The sequence below is a fragment of the Streptomyces caelestis genome, assembly GCF_001279005.1.
In the GTDB taxonomy this organism is placed as follows: Bacteria; Actinomycetota; Actinomycetes; order Streptomycetales; family Streptomycetaceae; genus Streptomyces; species Streptomyces heliomycini.
Genome location: NZ_LGCN01000192.1, coordinates 64,165 through 81,952, shown reverse-complemented (window position 1 = coordinate 81,952; position 17,788 = coordinate 64,165). Strand labels below are relative to the sequence as shown.

Here is a 17,788-nt window from a genome sequence, read left to right as displayed (position 1 = left end):
GGCAGGAGCAGTAAGCGTGAAGTTCGACGCTCTGATCAACGAGGGTGAGTACTTCCCGTCCTTCTACCTGGACGAGATCCTGCCCAAGCAGCTGAAGACCGGCCGCCTGAAAGAGTGGGCGGCCGAGGAGCGCCAGGGCCGCCCCACACCCCGGCAGGGACTGCGCGACCTCACCGGCCCCTACCTGGACGTCCGCCTCGGCGTGGGCGGCGAGGCGGACAAGTACAACGTCCTGCCCGACCAGGAGGCCGTCGCCACCCAGCAGCGGGCGACCGAGACGCTGAAGGACCACACCGGCCCGGACGACGAACCGCCCGCCTTCCAGCCCGCCCCCGCCCCGCGCGCGTACGGCGACGGACCGGAGGAGGTGTGGCGCGCGGACCTGCACGCCTGGCACGAGCGGGTGCTGAGGGCCCTGGGCTTCACCCCCTGCCCCGGCCACCTCACCGTGCACGGCGCGGCCGGTCCCGTCGCGGTGCCCGTCGCCCACAGCGAGCCGGGCGTCGCCGTCCTGACCGGCGGCTTCGCCGACGACATCGGCGCCACCCGCGGCGACGGCTCCGCCAACCGCCTGTCCGTGCCCGTCCACGTGGCCTCCGGCAGGACCCTCACCACGGTCACCGACCTCGCCGCCTGGCTGCTCTCCGCCGAGGGCGCTCCCCGCTACGCGCTGCTCCTGTTCGGCGGGGTCATGGTCCTCGCCGACCGCGAGAGCTTCGCCCGCGGACGCCATCTCGCCGTCAGCCTGGAGGTCGCCCTGCCCCGCAAGGGCGTCAAGGGCGCGAGCGCCGGCGAACTCGACGTGATCGCCGCCCTGTTCGGTGCGCAGGCCCTGCGCCCGGCCGAGGACGGCGGGGACGACGACATCGCCCGGCTGGTGGCGGAGTCCCGCGACCACTCCGTGGGCGTGACCGGTGACCTGCGCGAGGGCCTGAAGGCGTCCGTCCAGCTGATCGCCAACGAGGTCCTGGACCTCGCGCGCGCCCAGGGCGTCCCCCACGACGACCTGCCCGTGTGGCTCCCGGGCCCGCTCGCCGACCCGGACGCGCTGCCGCGCCTGCTCACCAAGGAGTCGCTGCGCTACCTGTACCGCATCCTCTTCCTCCTCTACGCCGAGGCCCGCCCCGAGCTGGACATCCTCCCGATGAGGAGCGAGGAGTACGTCCAGGGCTACAGCGTGGCCCGGCTGCGCGAACTGGCCGTCCAGGAGAAGCTGTCCAGCACCTCCCGCGACCGCCATCACTTCCACGACTCCCTGGCCCTGCTCTTCGAGAAGGTCTTCACCGGCCACCCGACGGCGGACACGATCACCTCGCGCGAGGCGGCGGCGGCCGTGACCGGCGCGGGCGGGGAAGCGCCGGACGTGGACGCGGTGGAGCTGTCCGAGGACGACGGCTACGAGGGCGTCCGCATCGAGGCGCTGAAGTCCCGGCTCTTCGACCCGGAGTCGATCGCGCTCGTCGACCAGGTGATCGTCCACCCCGACGACAAGGCCCCCGACGGCACGGTCCGCGAGGGGGCCCGCCGCCTGGACCTGCGGCTGCGCAACAAGGTCCTGCACCAGGTGCTGCGCCACCTGACCGTCGTCGAGGGGCGCGGGCGCGGCGGGCGCGGCGGCTTCATCTCCTACGCCAACCTCAGCATCAACCACCTCGGCGCGGTGTACGAGGGCCTGATGTCGTACACCGGCTTCATCGCCGACGAGCCGCTGTACGAGGTCGCCAAGGGCGGTGACCCGAGCGGCGGTTCCTGGCTGATCCGGGCCAGCCAGGTCCGTTCCGGCCGCTACCCGGACGGCCCCGACGACAGCGTCTTCGTCGCGACGGAGGTCAACCCCGAGACCAACGAACGCGTCCCGGTCCCGCGCAAGGTCGGTTCGTACGTGTACCGTCTGGCCGGCCGCGACCGCCAGACCAGCGCCTCCTACTACACGCCGGAGTCCCTCACCCAGGCCACCGTCGAGCAGACCCTGCGCTTCCGCCTGGACGAGAAGGGCGAGGTCGACCCCAGGGAGCCGGAGAAGGCGTGGGTGAACGCGGCGGACGTGCTGCGCTGGCGGGTGTGCGAACCGGCCCTCGGCTCCGGCGCGTTCCTCAACGAGGCCGTCAACCAGCTCGCCGAGCTGTACCTGCGGCTCGCCCAGCGCGAGCGGGGCGTCGAGATCGACCCCGAGGACTACCAGCGCGAGCTGCAGAAGGTGAAGGCGTACATCGCCCTGCACAACGCGTACGGCGTCGACCTCAACGAGACGGCCGTCGAGCTGGCGGAGATCTCGCTGTGGCTGAACACCATGCACCGGGGCATGAAGGCCCCCTGGTACGGCCTCCACCTGCACCGGGGCAACTCGCTCGTCGGCGCCTCGCGCAAGGTGTATCCCGGCAACAGCCTCAGCAAGGGCGAGTGGCTGACGTCGAAGGCCCCGCGCGAGCCCCGGCACGTCCCGCTCGGGGAGCCGCTGAAGCACCGGGAAGTGCACCAGTTCCTGCTGCCCGCGATGGGCTGGGGCTCGATCGGCGAGAAGGTCGGCCTGCGCACGCTGAAGAAGGGCACGACGGAGGAGACCATGAAGGCCGTGGTCGACGGCGACGTCGTCGACTGGCTCGAGCCCGAGCTGGTCGAGGCGCTGCGCAAGTGGCGCTCGGCGATGCGGCGCAACCCCAAGGGGGAGCCGAAGAGGGCGGCGTCGAAGAAGAAGGCGGCGCCTTCGGCGGAGCAACTGGCGGCGGAGGCCGACGAGCAGCGGCTGGGGCAGGGGGCGTTCGACCTCGGGCTTGAGGTCTGGGAGCAGCCCTCGCTGGACGTCTCCGGCGGGGCCGGTGTCGGCGCGAAGGCCGCCGCCCCGGTGCGGGAGGACGAGGACCGGGAGCCCGGGGAGCGGACGCAGACTGGGCGGCTGATCGGGCTCGCCCGGCGGGTGGAGTACCTGTGGGACCTGGTCGTCATGCGGCTGCGGCTGTCGGAGCAGGAGATCTCGCGGCACGTCGACGTGTGGGGTGCGGTGATACCGCGCGACGGGCAGGGGCCGGGGACGGTATCGGGCTCGGGTGGTCGGGCGCCGATGGACCGGGACGCGGTGGTGGAAGCGCTGCACCGTAGGGGCACGCCTTACTGGCGGCTCAAGCAGGTCATGGACGCGTGGTGCGCGTTGTGGTTCTGGCCGCTGGAGGAGATCGGCCAGCTGGACGGGTCGGACGACGACTACCGGCAGAACGGTGAGGACCTCACGGCCCTGAAGAAGGGCGACCCGAGGCGTCGGGTCGCGCTCAAGTCCCTCGACGACTGGATCGAGTTCGCCGAAGCGGTTCTGGGAAGCGTGGACGTGGACACGGGAGAGGGAGGGCAGACCTCGCTGCTCTCCTTCGAGGGTGTGCGGAGCCTGGACGAGCTGGACGACAAGGAGCATGAACTCAACAGGAAGATGATCGAGGCCACGGCCTGGTCGAGGCCGACCGACCTCGGTGACAGGTTCCCCTGGTACGAGGTGGTGGAGCGGATGGCTGAGGAACGGGGGTTCTTCCACTGGGAGTTGAACTTCGCGCATGTGTTTGCGGAGGGCGGCTTCGACCTGATGGTGGGGAACCCGCCGTGGGTCAAGCAGGAGTGGAAGGAGAGCGGGGCCCTCGCCGAGTTCGAGCCGTGGTTCGAGCTGGCGGAGAAACCGAGCAATGAGGCCTGGGACGAGCGCAAGGTCGAGGTCATGGAGTGGCCCGGGGTCCGGTCGACGTTTCTGGGGGAGCTGGCGGGCCATGCGGCGGTGTCCGGGTTCCTGGCGTCGGTGGATACCTATCCCGAGCTGGTGGGGACACAGCCGGATCTGTATCGGGCGTTCATGTTGCTGGGGTGGAGGGCTATCGGTGAACGGGGGACGGCCGGGCTGATTCATCCGTCCACGCACCTGACGGGAGCAAAGGAAGGCGCGCTGCGCAAAGCGGCCTATCGACACTTGCGGTTCCATGCGGACTTCACCAACGAACTGCTGATCTTCGCCAATCCGGTGGGCAATAGCAGTCACTTCAGCGTCAATGTGTACGGCAAGGACCAGGACGTCAGCTTCCAGCACATGAGCTGGCTCCTTCATCCCAGCGTGCTGGTCAAGTCTGTGCGGCACGACGGTGAGGGCCCTGTGCCTGGCGTGAAGGACGGGGGCAAGTGGGACCTGCGTCCACACCGCGACAGGATCGTCGCGGTCAACGAAGAGCGACTTCGGGAGTGGCGTGCTCTGGCTGGTGAGGAGAACCCACCGCCCGTCGAGCAGGCCAAGCTCCTGTACCCCGTGACGCGGGCTGAGGAGTCGGCCATTCGGACGCTTGCGAAGTGGCCGCACCGGCTCGCGGCTATGAAGCCGCGTATCAGCCCAGGTTTCCATGAGAAGAATGACCGCACTAAGGGCTACTTCACGTGGACGCCGGCACCCGTTGAAAGTTGGCAAGATGTGATTCTCCAGGGGCCGCTGATCAACGTTGCCACGCCGTACCACAAGCAGCCGCCGGAGGGCGGCTCGAAGAGCATGCGTGACTATGAGGCTTGGGACCACCGGAACCTAGCGGTTGACGCGGTGCCGCGTACGAACTACCGACCTACGGGATCTCGTTCACGGTTTGTCGACGATCAGGATCGCTGGGTTGACCACGACCGGCTTGTGCAGCTTTGGGGCGATCCTGCGGCGGTCGCCGCTGCGGAGGCGGATGTCAAAGCGGCAGATCCCAAGCTGGATGGGGAGGATCTGGATAAGGCTGTTGAGGCGTTGCTGCGTGAAGTCAGCCTTCGGCCATACTCGAAGTTCTATCGGGTGGCTTGGCGCGTCATGATCGCATCGAACACGGAACGGAGTCTCATCTCCGCTCTTGTGCCTGCCGGTCCCACCCATGTAGACCTGGTCAATTCTATGGCACTGAAGAGTAGTAGGGAGACTGCGATTGTCGCCGGGATGTGGGCTGCGCTACCTAGCGACTACTACTTGCGCGTTAACGGCGTTGGCCACCTCCGAATTGGAGAGGCAGTCAAGTTTCCTGCCCCCAATTCCGGTCATCCCCTTACTCCGGCGCTCCTCCTCCGTACCCTCCGGCTCAATTGCCAGACCAACGCCTACGCTCCCCTCTGGGAGGAGCTGTACACCCTTACCTGGCAGCAGGACACCTGGGCCGCCACCGAGGTTTGGCCCGAAGCCTCACCCCCGCTTGCCGAAGGGGTGGGGGATACCTGGACCTGCGACACCCCCCTCCGCACGGAGTTCATCCGCCGCGCGGCCCTCGTGGAGATCGATGCCCTCGTTGCCGTCTGGCTCGGCATCAGCGCCGATGAGCTGGTGGCCATGTACGACGCCCGGTTCCCCGTGCTCCAGCAGTACGAGGAGAACATGTGGTTCGACGCCACGGGTCGCCGTATCGCCAAGGCGCACCAGCAGTACGGGTACGGACAGCCCAAGGACGCCTGGAAGCAGTTGAGCAAGCCGGAGGGCTTCCCGGAGGAGTACGCGGTGCCGGACGGCTACACCGGCCCGCTCTACCGAGCCAACCGCAAGGCCGAGATGCGTGCCGCTCACGCCGAGTTCACGCGGCGCCTGCGCGAGGCCGGCTGGGAGCCCGGTGACACCCGGCCTCCGGGAGGCGCCGAGAGCTGATCAGGCGCCCGGCGCACACGAGAGCCCTGCCGTCCCACAGGAACCGGCAGGGCTCTCGCGACCGTACGAGTGTCAGATGCTCCGCTCCGAGGAGGCCAGCCCGACGAACCCCGACCACGCGTCACGCGACACCGTGACAATAGGCCCGGCGACGTCCTTGGAGTCCCGAACGTGCACAACTGCCGTACCGGCTGCGACCTCCACACAATCGCCGCCCTCGGTCCCGCTGTAGCTGCTCTTGAACCAGGCGAGGTGGGAGGCGACAGTTGAGGATTCAGCGTTGTTCATAGCGATCCCAGCACCCCTTCGATGATCTCCAGTGACTCTCGTGGCGAGAGAGCCTGTGATCGGATGATCCCATAGCGCGCGTGTGCGAGAGTCGCTTGTTCGGGGTCGGTCTGCAAGGAACCGATGCCTTGCGCTTCGGCGTACACGAACCTCTTGCCGTCCTTCCGTGTGACGACTGTGAAGGGCCCATTCACGCCCGCGTTGTCCTCGGCTCCGACAGGCATGAGTTGGATCTCGACGTTACGCCTCTGACCGGCCAGGAGCAGATGCTCCAGTTGTCCGCGAAGCACGTCCGTCCCGCCGTATGGACGCCGTAGTACCGACTCGTCCATGACGAAGCTCAGCAGCGGTGAGGGGGTCCGGTCGAAGATGTCCTGCCGGGCCAACCGGGCCGTCACCCGCTGCTCGGTGGTCTCTTGGTCCAGGGGCGGACGCCGCATCGCAAGCACTGCCCGCATGTACTCCTCAGTCTGGAGCAACCCCTTGACGACAAGCGTGTCGTAGGCGAGCAACTCAATGGCCTCCTTCTCCAGCGTCGCCATCCCCTGAAAGAACACCGGATACTGAGCCCGCTCCACCTCCTCCTTCCACACGCACAGCAACCCACCCGCCCTCAGCGCCTCGTCCGCCCGCTCGATCGTCCGGGGCGACGGAATCCTCCGCCCCTGCTCGAACGACGCGACCGTGGCCGCCGAGTACCCGATCCGGCTCCCGAACTCCGCCCGGTCCAGCCCCTCCCGCAGCCGCAGCGTCTTCAGGGTCTGCCCGAACGCGGCGACCACGCCGCCCTTCCCGCCGCCGTCCTCGGGACGGCACGCGCCGCCCCCGCCGTCGTCGCTCTCCCACCCGTCCCCGACACCGACGACCGTTCCGCCGTCCCCGCCGCCCGCCAGGGCGTCTGCACCCGTACGCTTCGTCATCGACCACCGCCTTCTCCGGCCCAACGCGCCCGCCGGGGCCGCCGTCACGCCGCACGCCACGTACTCGCGCCGACACGTCGCGTACAGCAGCCCGCGTCGGTGCGTCACCACTGGTCACGCTACGCCACCGACGGAACCGTGGTCGGCATGACGAACAACCCCGCCGGCCTCACCGGCCCCGGCCGACTCGCCACCCCCACCCCTCACTTGAACACCACCCCACCCGAACCCGCACCGGCGGCCCGCACCTTCCAGATGCGCTTCACCTCCACCCTGCGCGGAGCCCGCCTCGCCCGCCACCTCGCCGCCGTTCGCCTGGGGCCTCCCGTACGGCACCGACGACCACGACGCGATCGTGCTGATCGTCGCCGAGCTGACGGCGAACGCCGTGCTGCACGGCAACGTCCCCGGCCGGGACTTCCACCTCCGCCTCGCGCTTCTCCCCGCCGGGCCCCGCCCCGCCACCGTCCGCGTCGAGGTCACCGACACCCGGGGTGAACGCACCCCGCCCCGACCGAACGACCCCCGGCCCGAGGTCCCCGCCGTCGACGAAACCGGCCGGGGCCTCCTCCTCGTCGCCGCGCTCGCCGCCCGCTGGGACTGGCACCCACGGCCGGACGGCCCGGGCAAGACGGTCTGGGCGGAGTACGAGATCGCGGCCGGACGGGTGGTCTCGTGATCGCGGGCACTGGACGGGTACGTACCCGTACCCGTACTCTGGTGGCCCAGTCCGAAGGAGGCATCATGTCCGACGCCAACGTCCGCATCCCCGCTGAGGCCCGCGACAGGCTCGCCCGGATAGCGTCCTCCGAAGGCATGTCCCTGCGGGGTTATCTCTCCCGCCTCGCGGAGACGCTGCTCACCCCCGAGGAGCGTGCGGAGAGGGCCGAGCGGGCCCGCGCCGCCCTGCGCGAGTGGAACGGCTACGACCCGAGCGCGAGCGAACAGGCGGCTCTCGACACGGAGCTGGACCGGCGGCTGAACGAGGCGGGCGCCAGGTGACGGCCGAACCCCTGCACATCGTCCTCGACGACACCGCGATGGTCGCGGCCGGGAAGGGCAACGCGCTCGCCTCCCGGCTGATCCACCGCGCTCACGCCGAGGCGGGCTGGTTCCTCTACGCCCCCGCCTGCGCCCTGGTCTCGGCCGACCGCGTACGGCCGGGCACGGCGGAGCACCTTGCCGCGCTCCCCGGCATCACCGTCCTGGAGCTGGACCTGCCCGCAGCGCTCGCCGTGGCCCGCGAGACCTCCTGGGCCCCGGCCCACACCCGGTACGCCGCCGAGCCGACGGCCGAGCGGCCGAACGGCGCGGTGATCGCCACCACCACGCCCGAAGCGTGGAAGGGCCAATCCGTACGCCTCATCGACCTCGGTCCCTGACTGTCCGAATCCGACAGGGGGCGGGCCCCGCCCGCCTCCCCGGTGGTCACCGCCCGGTCGGCGGGAGGGGCCGGGCGGCGAGGTGGTGTTGCAGCTCGCGGTGGCGGAACTGCCAGGCGCCGCCCGCGGTGCGCAGAATGCCGAGCTGTCGGCAGTGGTGGAGGAACCTGCCCAGCCGCCAGGGGAGCCGGCCGCGCACACACCAGAGGAACGCGATGTACTGCAGTGCCACGGCACCCCCATGCCCGATCGCAGGGCTGAACACGAGCCCGAGCCCGAGCCCGGCCATGAAGCCGGCCGCAAGGCCCTGGTCGAGCGCGATACCGAGCCCCAGCACGTCGAGAACCGTGATGGCGATCCCGTACCAGAGCCATGTGGTGAGGTCGGCGCGGATCACCCCACGCGGGTCGGTGGCATCGGCCTCCGCGTTGCTCACCACGCTGTGGGTGAGCCCGGCGCCCAACGCGACCGTGAGTCCGTACGCGATGCCGGGCGTGAACCCGACGGTGAGCCCGAAGAGGATGCCGACGACGAGTCCGACGACGGCGGAGCCGGCGAGGAGTGCCGCCATTCGACGCAGACCGGTTCGGCTGCGCAGGTAGTGGACGTCCAACCGGGCATGGGAGGCGGGTCGGCGCTGCCCGCCCGCCGCCACGGCGGCCAGGAGCGCGATCGGCCAGAGAATGGTCACCTTGCTGAGGGTGCTGACCTGGCTGAGGAACAGGACGGGTGCGGAGACAAGGACCGGAGCGGCGATGATCAGCAGTCGGCCGACCCGGAGTACGCGGCGCTCGCCGCCCAGCGGCCACAGCTGATCGAGGACGATGTCCGTACCGGGCGGCACCCGGTCGGTGGCCGCGCGGGACGGCCGGCCGCCGGCGGGAGCGTCCCCGGAGACGTGGGCGGCGAGCACCGCCAGGCGGCGCCAGGTTTCCTCCGGGTCCAAGCGGGCGGCTTTCATCGGCGGCTGGTCCCGGTCGGTGCTGCGGCGGGGGGCGCGGACGGCGGCGCTGATGAAGTTGTCCAGCAGGTAGCCGTCCAGGGTGCCGTTCGCGGCGAGCCCCAGCATGTCCGCCGGATCACGCAACAGGTCTCTGCCGGAAGCATCGGGTTCCTGGAAGACCGTCGCGGCCAAGGTCAGGCGCCAGGGACTGTCCAGTGCGCGTCGCAGTTCCGCCGTTCCCGGACCGCTGCCGGCGTGCGTGTCGTCGAGGACGGCCAGCACCCTCTGCCAGCGGACGCGGTGGTGGTCGTCGTAGGCGACGCGGTTGACGAGGTAGGAGTGGGCCTCGGCCGGCCTGACGCGTCTGAGGGTGATCACGGCGGCGGTGCGGGCCTGCGACCTCGCCCTCGTGAGTGCCTTGTAGCGGTCACGACGACACGTCATGATCACGGGGGCGCTCTCGTAGTCGTTGACCGCGGCCACCAGTTTCGCGGCGCGGGAGTCGGCCCGAAGGCGCGGAGTGCGGTCCATCTCGTCGACGCCGTCGATGACGGGCAGTACGAGCCGATCGGCCACCAGGACGTCGGCTTCGCGCGGGCGCAGGCCGAGGGCGCTCGTCAGATGCTGAACCAGCCAGGCATCGATGGTGCCTCCCGGCCAGCCCGGGGCGGACAGCCGCACCGGCACGGGAACCTGCGGGTGTGCGGCGTGCCCACGGGCCAAGTCGCGTGCCAGGAGCACCGCCGCCACGGTCTTGCCCGTCCCCGCGTCCTGCTCCGCGTCGGAACCGCCGGCCGATCCCGGGCTGCCCGTGATGACCAGGCGTCCCGGCTCCATCCGTCGGTAGAACTCGGCGATCCTCGCCACGCTCCAACCCGGGGCGGCGGTGCCGGACGCAGACCCTTCGTCGCCGACCGGGGAGGGCGGCGCGGTGACCGACCCGCTGGCCCTGACGGTGAAACCGACATCGATCAGGGCTCCGAGACGGCCGCCCAGCAACTGCCGTAGCGCTTCCTCCTCGTCCCGCGCGATCCTCGCCGCCAGCCTCCCCGCGATGGCGTGTGGATCCGTCTCGGGACCGGTCCGCCGCCAGATGTACCACGAGAACCCGAACCCCGCGATACCGGCAATCGCCCCCAGGACGCTCGCGATCGGGTCCGCGGTGTCCCACCCGCCCTTCGTCGTACCGAGCACGGCCAGTCCCGCCATGGTCAGGCCGGCCAGCACCACCGCCGCTGTGCGCCCCGGAATCCCCATGCCGGTGATCCTGTCGCCCGAGGCGCCCACCTCGTCGGGTAATTCATCGAAACGCAACCTTGTGCCGAGCGGCCTTCGAGCGCGGCGGAGGCGGTACGACCGCGAGTGCTCCCGGCAGCGGACCGCCGACTGCCGCACGACGGGGGGTGGCCGGGCGGTGCCGTCGCCCCGAGCTGCCAGGGCGCCGGGGCCGGAATGTGTGGATCCGCGGAACGCCGGCGAACCCTCCTCGTAAAGTGGCACGTGATCGAAGCCGATCACGGGACGACTCGGGAGACGGGGGCCGCAGCGCGTCATGAGACCCACACTCGCCGCGCAGACACTGCGCGACACGACGGTCGAGTACCTGACGACGACGTTCGCGCTGGCCGAGCCCGACACCCAGGACGCGCTGGAGGACTTCCTCACCGACCCGGCCGACGGGCTCTTCCGAGGACCGTACCTGCGCATCCGGCGGCCCTTCCGGCCGGCGGAGGACGGCTGGCAGCGCCACCTGGACTGGTACCCGGCCGACTTCCCGCCGCCCTACGCGCACCAGGCCGAGGCGTTCGCCCGGCTGACCAGCAAGGACGGGCACCGGCCCCGGCCCACGCTGGTGACCACCGGCACCGGCTCCGGCAAGACCGAGTCCTTCCTCATCCCCGTGCTCGACCACTGCCGGCGGGCGAAGGAAGCCGGGAAGCACGGCATCAAGGCCGTCCTGCTGTACCCGATGAACGCGCTCGCCGGTGACCAGGCGGACCGCCTCGGCGACCAGCTGGAGGACGGCCGGCTGCGCGAGGTGACGGCGGGGTTGTACATCGGCCAGGCGTCCTCGCGCGGCACCGCGCCCTACCAGCGGGTCATGGTGGACCGCGCGGAGATCCGCCGCAATCCGCCGGACATCCTCATCACCAACTACAAGATGCTGGACCTGCTGCTCCAGCGGCAGCAGGACGCCTCCCTGTGGCGGGACGCCGACCTGGCGTACGTGGTGATCGACGAGTTCCACACCTACGACGGCGCCCAGGGCACCGACGTGGCGATGCTGCTGCGGCGGCTCGCGGCCGTCGCCGGGGCCGCCGAGGCCGGGAAGCCGCTCGGGTCGATCTGCCCGGTGGCGACCTCCGCGACCCTCGGCTCGGGCGGCTCGGCGGGCGGGCCCGAGGACATGCTGCGGGTGGCCTCCCAGGTCTTCGGGACGCGGTTCCCGGACGACGCCGTGGTGGGGGAGGACCGGCGGGACGCCGAGGAGTTCCTGTCCCCCGTCGACCACACGCTGCCCCTGCCGTCCCCGGCCGAGCTCGCCGGCCTGCCCGACCCGGCGCGGACACCCGGCGGCATGGACGCCGTCGCGCGGGCGACCGTGGGGTGCGACACCGCCGACCCGCGCGAGCTGGGGCGCCGGCTGCTGGCACACCCCCTCACCCACGCGCTGCTCGCCGCGAAGGACGGGCCCCTCACCTTCCCCGCCGTCCTCGGGGCCTTCCCCGACACCTCGGCGTGGCGGGTCGCGGCCGTCCAGGAGCCGCAGCGGGCGGCGACCGCCCTGGCCCGCTTCGTGGCGCTCGTCTCGGTCGCCCGCGACCCCGGAGCGCCCGCGGACAAGGAGCGGCCCCTGCTCCTCGTGGAGACCCACGTGTGGCTCCGGTCGCTGTCACGCGTCCTGCGGTTCGTGGCGCCGCAACCGGTGTTCTCCTGGTCGGACACCGACCAGGCGGCCCTCACCGGAGACGGGAACGGGGCCGCGGCCGGGGGGACCGGGACCGGACCGGACCGCGCGGACGCCGAACGGCGGGCCCTGGCCGTCGCCGCCCAGACGGAGCGGCGACGGCGGGTCCAGCGCTCCGGACGGCTGCCCGCCGCCTACTGCCGGCACTGCGGACGCTCCGGCTGGGCGGCCATATGCCCGGACCGCAACCCGCAGAACCTGGTGCACGAGCCGGACGAGATCTACCGCGCCAGCGTGACCGGCGGGGCCGCCAAGGGCCGGGTGCGGGCGATGATCGCCGCCACCCCGGCGGAGGCCGCCGAACAGGCCCGCGCCATGCTCGCCCACCGTGCCGCCCGCCGCACCCGCCGGGGCGTCCCGCACGACGCGACCCTGCTCGTCCTGGAGGACAACGGCAAGGCGCTGCGCCGGCTCGACCCCGACGAGGTCCTCCTCGACGGGGGCAGGACCGCCCCGGCGCCCGAGAACGGCGTGTACGTGTGGACCTGGTTCGACAACCAGGAACGCGCCGAGTACGCCAAGCAGGACCGGTGCCCGGCCTGCGGGCAGGCCCAGGGCATCCGCTACCTCGGCGCCGGTGTCGCCCCGCTCGCCTCCGTCGTCGTCACCCAACTGTTCACCGGTGGTGAGCTGCCGAGCGAGGACGAACACAAACGCGACCGGCGCAAGACCCTCATCTTCAACGACTCGGTGCAGGACGCGGCCCACCGCGCGGGCTTCGTCGCCAGCCGGTCCTGGAAGTTCTCGCTGCGCTCCCTCGTCCACGAGCAGCTGACCGAACGCGTCGGCGGCAACGAGGAGTTCGCCGCCGACGGCGTTCCGCTGAACGAACTGATCTCCTCCCTGATCAGCCGCGCCGCCGTCCCCGAGCAGCGGCTCCTCGCCTCCGTCGTACCCCCCGACCTGCACGACGTGGACCGGGTCAAGCGGCTGCTCGCGGGCAAGAAGGGCATCCCCGAGTCCACCTGGGAGCTGGTCGGCGAGCGCCTCGCCTTCAACACCCTGCTGGAGTTCGGCCTGCACTCCCGGCTGGGCCGCACCCTGGAACTCACCCGCACGGTCGCCGCCGAGGTCCACCTGCCCGACCCGCGGGCGGCGGCCGAGGCGGCGGCGGCCCTCTTCCGCGTCCACCAGGAGAAGCTGCTGCCGCTCGCCGTGGACCGGGGAGAGGGAGCCGACGGGGACGACGCCGACGACGCGGGAACCCCGAAGGCCGCCGTCCCGGCCGAAGGCACCCCGGAGCGCCTGCGCCACTTCGAGGGCTACGTGCGCGGACTCCTCGAACACGTCCGCCAGATCGGCGGCATCCACCACCGCTGGCTCGACCGGTTCATCGACGAGGAGGGCCGTAACCGGCACTTCGTCTCCACCGGCCGGGAACCCGGCATGCCCGCCTTCGGCCGCAACTCCGAAGCCCCCGCCTTCGTCCTCGTCGGCGCCCGCGGCGGACGCACCGACTTCGAACGGGTGGGCACCCGGGACAGCTGGTACGTCGACTTCACCCAGCGCTGCCTCGGCCTGGACCGGGACACGGCGGGTGCCTACCTGGAGGACCTCTTCGCGGAGCTGGCGAGCGACCGGATCGGCGCGCTCGCCCGCCGCCGCACCACCCCGGCCGACCGGCAGACGGGCCACGGGGTGTACGGGCTGACGCCCGGCCACATCCGGGTCCGCCCCCTCGACGACGAGCAGATCGCGCTCGCCGCCCTCACCTGCCCCGAGTGTGGCTGGACGCAGACCGTGCCACCGGAGCGGGCCGAGGTCTGGCAGGGCACCCGCTGCCCTCTCAAACGCTGCGAGGGCGCCCTCACCCGGCCCTCCGAGGAGGCGGGCGGACGCGCCGCCCGCGACTACCGCTCCGACTACTACCGGCGCCTGTACCGGGAGGCCGACCCGTACAGCGTGGTCGCCGCCGAACACACCGGTGTCCTCACCCGCAAGGAACGCGAGGAGGTGGAGAAGGGCTTCCGGCGCGGCCTCATGCACACCGACCCCAACGTCCTGTCGTGCACGCCGACCCTCGAACTCGGCATCGACATCGGTCAGCTGGAGGCGGTGATCCTGGCCTCGCTGCCGCCGTCCACCGCCGGTTACGTCCAGCGCGTCGGCCGCGCGGGCCGCGCCACCGGCAACGCGTTCATGGTGACCCTGGCCGACACCAGCCCCCGCGCGCTGTACCACCTCGCCGAACCCGAGAACCTCATCGCCGGCCCGATCCTGCCCCCCGGATGCTTCCTGTCCGCGGGCGAGCTGCTGTGCCGCCAGTACACCGCCCACCTGATCGACCGCGCGGCCCGGGGCGACCTGGAGGGCGTGCCGCCCCTGCCGGACCGGGTGACCCAGCTGGTCGGCCGCACCGGGTGGCTGACGCAGTTCCGCAAGGCGGTGGCGGGACGCGTGGACCTGGCGGACGACTTCCTGAAACTCTTCCCCGAGATCGACGGGGTCCCCGGCTCCGGCGTCTCCCGCGACGCCCGCAAGACCCTGCGGCGCTACGCCGAGCACAAGCTGGCCGACGCGTTGGACCGCGCCCGGCGCGCCTGGGACGAGGAGCGCGCCGAACTGGTCAGGCGCCGCGCCCTGATCAACGACGCGGCCGACGCGCTCCAGGAAGCGGTGGAGGACGAGGCGCGCGAGAAGCGGAACCTGATCCGCGAGGCGGCCGGCGTCTCCAAGATCCTCCAGACGATGGGACAGGCCGACGCGCAGGGCTTCCTCGTCGAGCACGGCCTGCTGCCCAACTACAGCCTCGTCGAGGACGGCGTACGCCTGGAGGCCCAGCTCAGCTACAAGGAACCCGTGCGCAAGCGGCGTTCACCGGGTGCCGCGGACCAGGGCGACGACAAGGCCCCCAAGGTCCGCTGGAGCAATGAACCGCGCACCTATGACCGGCCCGCCGAAGCCGCCCTCACCGAACTCGCCCCCGGCAACGCCTACTACGTGCGCGGCTACCGGCACGTCGTCGACGGCTTCGACCTCGGCCCCACCCCGCAGGACTCCGCCGACGGCACGCCCGTCGGGCTGCGGACCTGGCGGGTGTGCAAGGACTGCGGCCACGTCCGCACCGGGGAGCGGGCCGAACAGGACACCTCGCCCTGCCCGCGCTGCGGCGGCCCCGGCATCGGCGGGCGCAACGCCGTGCACCGGGTGGTCGTCCCCCGCAAGGTCACCGCGCACGACAAGCGGGACGACGCGCGGATCGTCGACGACCACGACAACCGCACCCGCACCCCCTACACCACCGTCACCGCCGTCGACATCGACCCCGCCGACATCAAGCAGACCTGGCGGCACCAGAAGACCACCTTCGGCGTGGACCACGTCCGCGAGGCGGTCATCCGCCGCTTCAACCTCGGCAAGAGCCGCCACGGCCGGCGCAACGACACCTCCTTCGCGGGCACCGAGGTCGCCATCACCGGATTCACCGTCTGCCCGCGCTGCGGCGGCGCCACCGACCGCGAACCCGGCCACGCACCCGCCCAGGACACGCTCGGCCAGTCCCTGCTCGGCCGGGCCGAACTCGCCCACCACCGGCCGTGGTGCCCCACCCGACGCCGCGACAAGCAGGCCAGGCCGGAGGACGTGCAGGTCGTCACCGCGACCGAGCACCGCACGGAGGCACTGCGCATCCTGCTGCCCGCCGCCACGCTGAACGTGCCCGAACGCCTCGCCTCCTTCTCCGCCGCCCTCCACCTCGGACTGGCCCGGCGCTACGGCGGCGACCCCGCCCACATCCGCTCCGCCCCCGCCACCGAACCCGACCGGGAGACCGGCCTCACCCGCAACTACCTCGTCCTCTACGACGCGCTGCCCGGCGGCACCGGCTACCTGCACCGCCTCGTCGACCGCGACGGCGAGGAGTTCCGGGCCGTGCTCGCCGAGGCCCAGGCCGCCCTGCGGGCCTGCCCCTGCCGGAAAACCCGCGGAGCCTGCCACCGCTGCCTGCTCGGGTACGCCCCGGAGCGGGACTACAAGGACCTCGACCGGCAGGAGGCCCTGTGGATGCTGGACAGCCTGCTGGGCACCGACGGAAGCAGCGGCTGGGACGTCCGCAAGGAGGCGGCCGACGCCGAGCTCCGCTTCGCCGACCAGGCGGAGAGCGACCTGGAACGCCGCTTCATCGAATGCCTCGACCGCTGGCTGGAGATTCCCGGCAACGCCGCCGCGGCGGGCCACGCCACCACGCCCACCGGCCGCAGCGGCAAGCAGTTCACCCTCACCCGGCCCGACGGCGGCCCCGTCCACTGGGAGGTCGTCGCCCAGAAGGACCTGCACGGCTACCGCACCCGCCCCGACCTGCTGTTCCGGCCCGTCGCGGGGGACACCACCAGTGACGGGGCGCCGCCCCTGCCGGTCGCCGTCTACCTCGACGGCTACCGCTGGCACGCCTCCTCCCGCGCCAACCGCGTCGCCGCCGACGCGGCCAAGCGCGCCCGGCTGCGCGCCGACGGGATCCTCGTCTGGCAGATCACCTGGGACGACGTCGTCGCCTGGGACCGCACCCTCAAGGGGGAGACGGCCCGCGACCCGGACGCCCCGGCCGACCCGCTCGACGCCGTCGTCGCCGGCCCCGCCGCCGACGCGGCCTGGCCGCCGTACGACGTGACCTCCGGCACGGGCCCCGGCGCCCTGGTGCGCGAGCAGTGGGGCAAGGCGCGGCGCGATCCGGCGGACGTGGACGCGCTGCTGTTCGCCGGGGCCGTCCCCTCCCTCCTCGGCTTCCTGCGCGACCCCCGCCCCGCCCGGTGGCAGCAGCTCGCGCAGCTCGCCGTCAGCGCGCCCGCGTCCCTGCGCAGGCGGGAGCTCGTCGACGCGGACCCGGGTACCGCCGTCGCGTGGATCGACGCCGCCGTACGCGGCGAGACGGCACCGGCCGTCGCGGGACAAGGCGTGAAACTCCTGTCCTTCCAGGACGCCTCCGGGCTGCCGCTCGTCCTCGTCGGAGCCCGGCGCGCCGACGGCAAGGGACTGAGCTGGAGCGCCCTCGCCGTGCTCGACGACCGCCCGGAAGCCGTCGAGGGGGACCGGGACGACCACCGGCGCCGCTGGAAGGCGTGGCTGTGCTGGGGCAACATCATCCAGTTCCTCGACCCCACGGGCAGCGGCCGGGCCGACGGACTCGCCCTCGCCCGCTCCACCCTCGACACCTTCGACGCCGCCCTGCTCGCGGCGACCTCCGGCCCGGTCGACGGACTGCTCTCCGCCCTGCGCGACGCCGCCGCCGGCACTGGTCTTCATCTGCCCGACGACCGCCCCGAAGGGGAAAACGGGGGGCCGGCGACGGCAGACACCCCCGCACCGGCGGCGGAGGCGGCGCCGGAGCCGGACACCCCCATGACGCCCGTGGAACGGACCGCCTGGGAACTGGTCCTGGCCGAACTGACGAAGTGGGGCGACCCGGAGGTCGCGGCCTTCGCCGAACGCCTGGCCGCCCTCGGCGACGTCCCGGCGGGCCGGGCGACCTGGGACGTCGACGGCGTGTCCCGCACGGTCGAACTTGCCTGGCCCGGGCCTAGGATCGGGATCGTCCTGGCCGAGGACGCCGAGGACACGGAGTACATGGCGCAGTGCGTGGCGGCCGGCTGGCAGGTGCGCGCGCCGGACGGCTGGGATGTGCAGGAGCTCGCCCGTCTGCTGGGCGGGGAGGGGGCAGCGCGATGAACTACG

General features: G+C 72.0%; 7 protein-coding genes and 1 pseudogene. 5 read left to right on the top strand and 3 right to left on the bottom strand.

All coding sequences use genetic code 11. From position 1 onward, the window contains the following. Positions 1-16 precede the first annotated feature (16 nt). Positions 17-5,620 (top strand): Eco57I restriction-modification methylase domain-containing protein, encoded by a 5,604-nt coding sequence (locus tag ADK41_RS16860; protein WP_037805117.1) that lies wholly within the window; start codon positions 17-19, stop codon positions 5,618-5,620. 72 nt (positions 5,621-5,692) lie between these two features. Here the strand turns inward: ADK41_RS16860 and ADK41_RS16855 are convergent, their stop codons facing one another. Beyond that, on the bottom strand, positions 5,693-5,908 hold the full coding sequence (locus ADK41_RS16855) for a DUF397 domain-containing protein (RefSeq protein ID WP_030834101.1): 216 nt from the start codon (positions 5,906-5,908) through the stop codon (positions 5,693-5,695). Then, entirely contained in the window at positions 5,905-6,828 is a 924-nt protein-coding gene (locus tag ADK41_RS16850) for a helix-turn-helix domain-containing protein (RefSeq protein WP_030834100.1), read from the bottom strand. The genes ADK41_RS16855 and ADK41_RS16850 overlap by 4 nt, the downstream gene beginning before the upstream one ends. 147 nt (positions 6,829-6,975) lie before the next feature. Between ADK41_RS16850 and ADK41_RS16845 the strand changes: the two are divergent. From ADK41_RS16845 to ADK41_RS16835, 3 genes and pseudogenes are all read left to right on the top strand, one after another. After that, a pseudogene (locus ADK41_RS16845) lies at positions 6,976-7,507 on the top strand (ATP-binding protein). A gap of 65 nt (positions 7,508-7,572) precedes the next feature. Continuing rightward, positions 7,573-7,830: a hypothetical protein gene (locus ADK41_RS16840; protein ID WP_030834099.1), complete on the top strand. Its 258-nt coding sequence runs from the start codon at positions 7,573-7,575 to the stop codon at positions 7,828-7,830. A 38-nt stretch (positions 7,831-7,868) separates the two neighbouring features. Beyond that, positions 7,869-8,210, top strand: a complete 342-nt coding sequence (locus ADK41_RS16835) for a hypothetical protein (RefSeq protein ID WP_199822416.1) — start codon at positions 7,869-7,871, stop codon at positions 8,208-8,210. Positions 8,211-8,256: 46 nt separating this feature from the next. Here ADK41_RS16835 and ADK41_RS16830 read toward each other — a convergent pair whose 3' ends face one another. Next, positions 8,257-10,410: a hypothetical protein gene (locus tag ADK41_RS16830; RefSeq protein WP_158717709.1), complete on the bottom strand. Its 2,154-nt coding sequence runs from the start codon at positions 10,408-10,410 to the stop codon at positions 8,257-8,259. Between the two features lie 295 nt (positions 10,411-10,705). Between ADK41_RS16830 and ADK41_RS16825 the strand changes: the two genes are divergently transcribed. Continuing rightward, entirely contained in the window at positions 10,706-17,782 is a 7,077-nt protein-coding gene (locus tag ADK41_RS16825) for a DEAD/DEAH box helicase (protein WP_030834096.1), read from the top strand. The last annotated feature ends 6 nt before the right edge of the window (positions 17,783-17,788 follow it).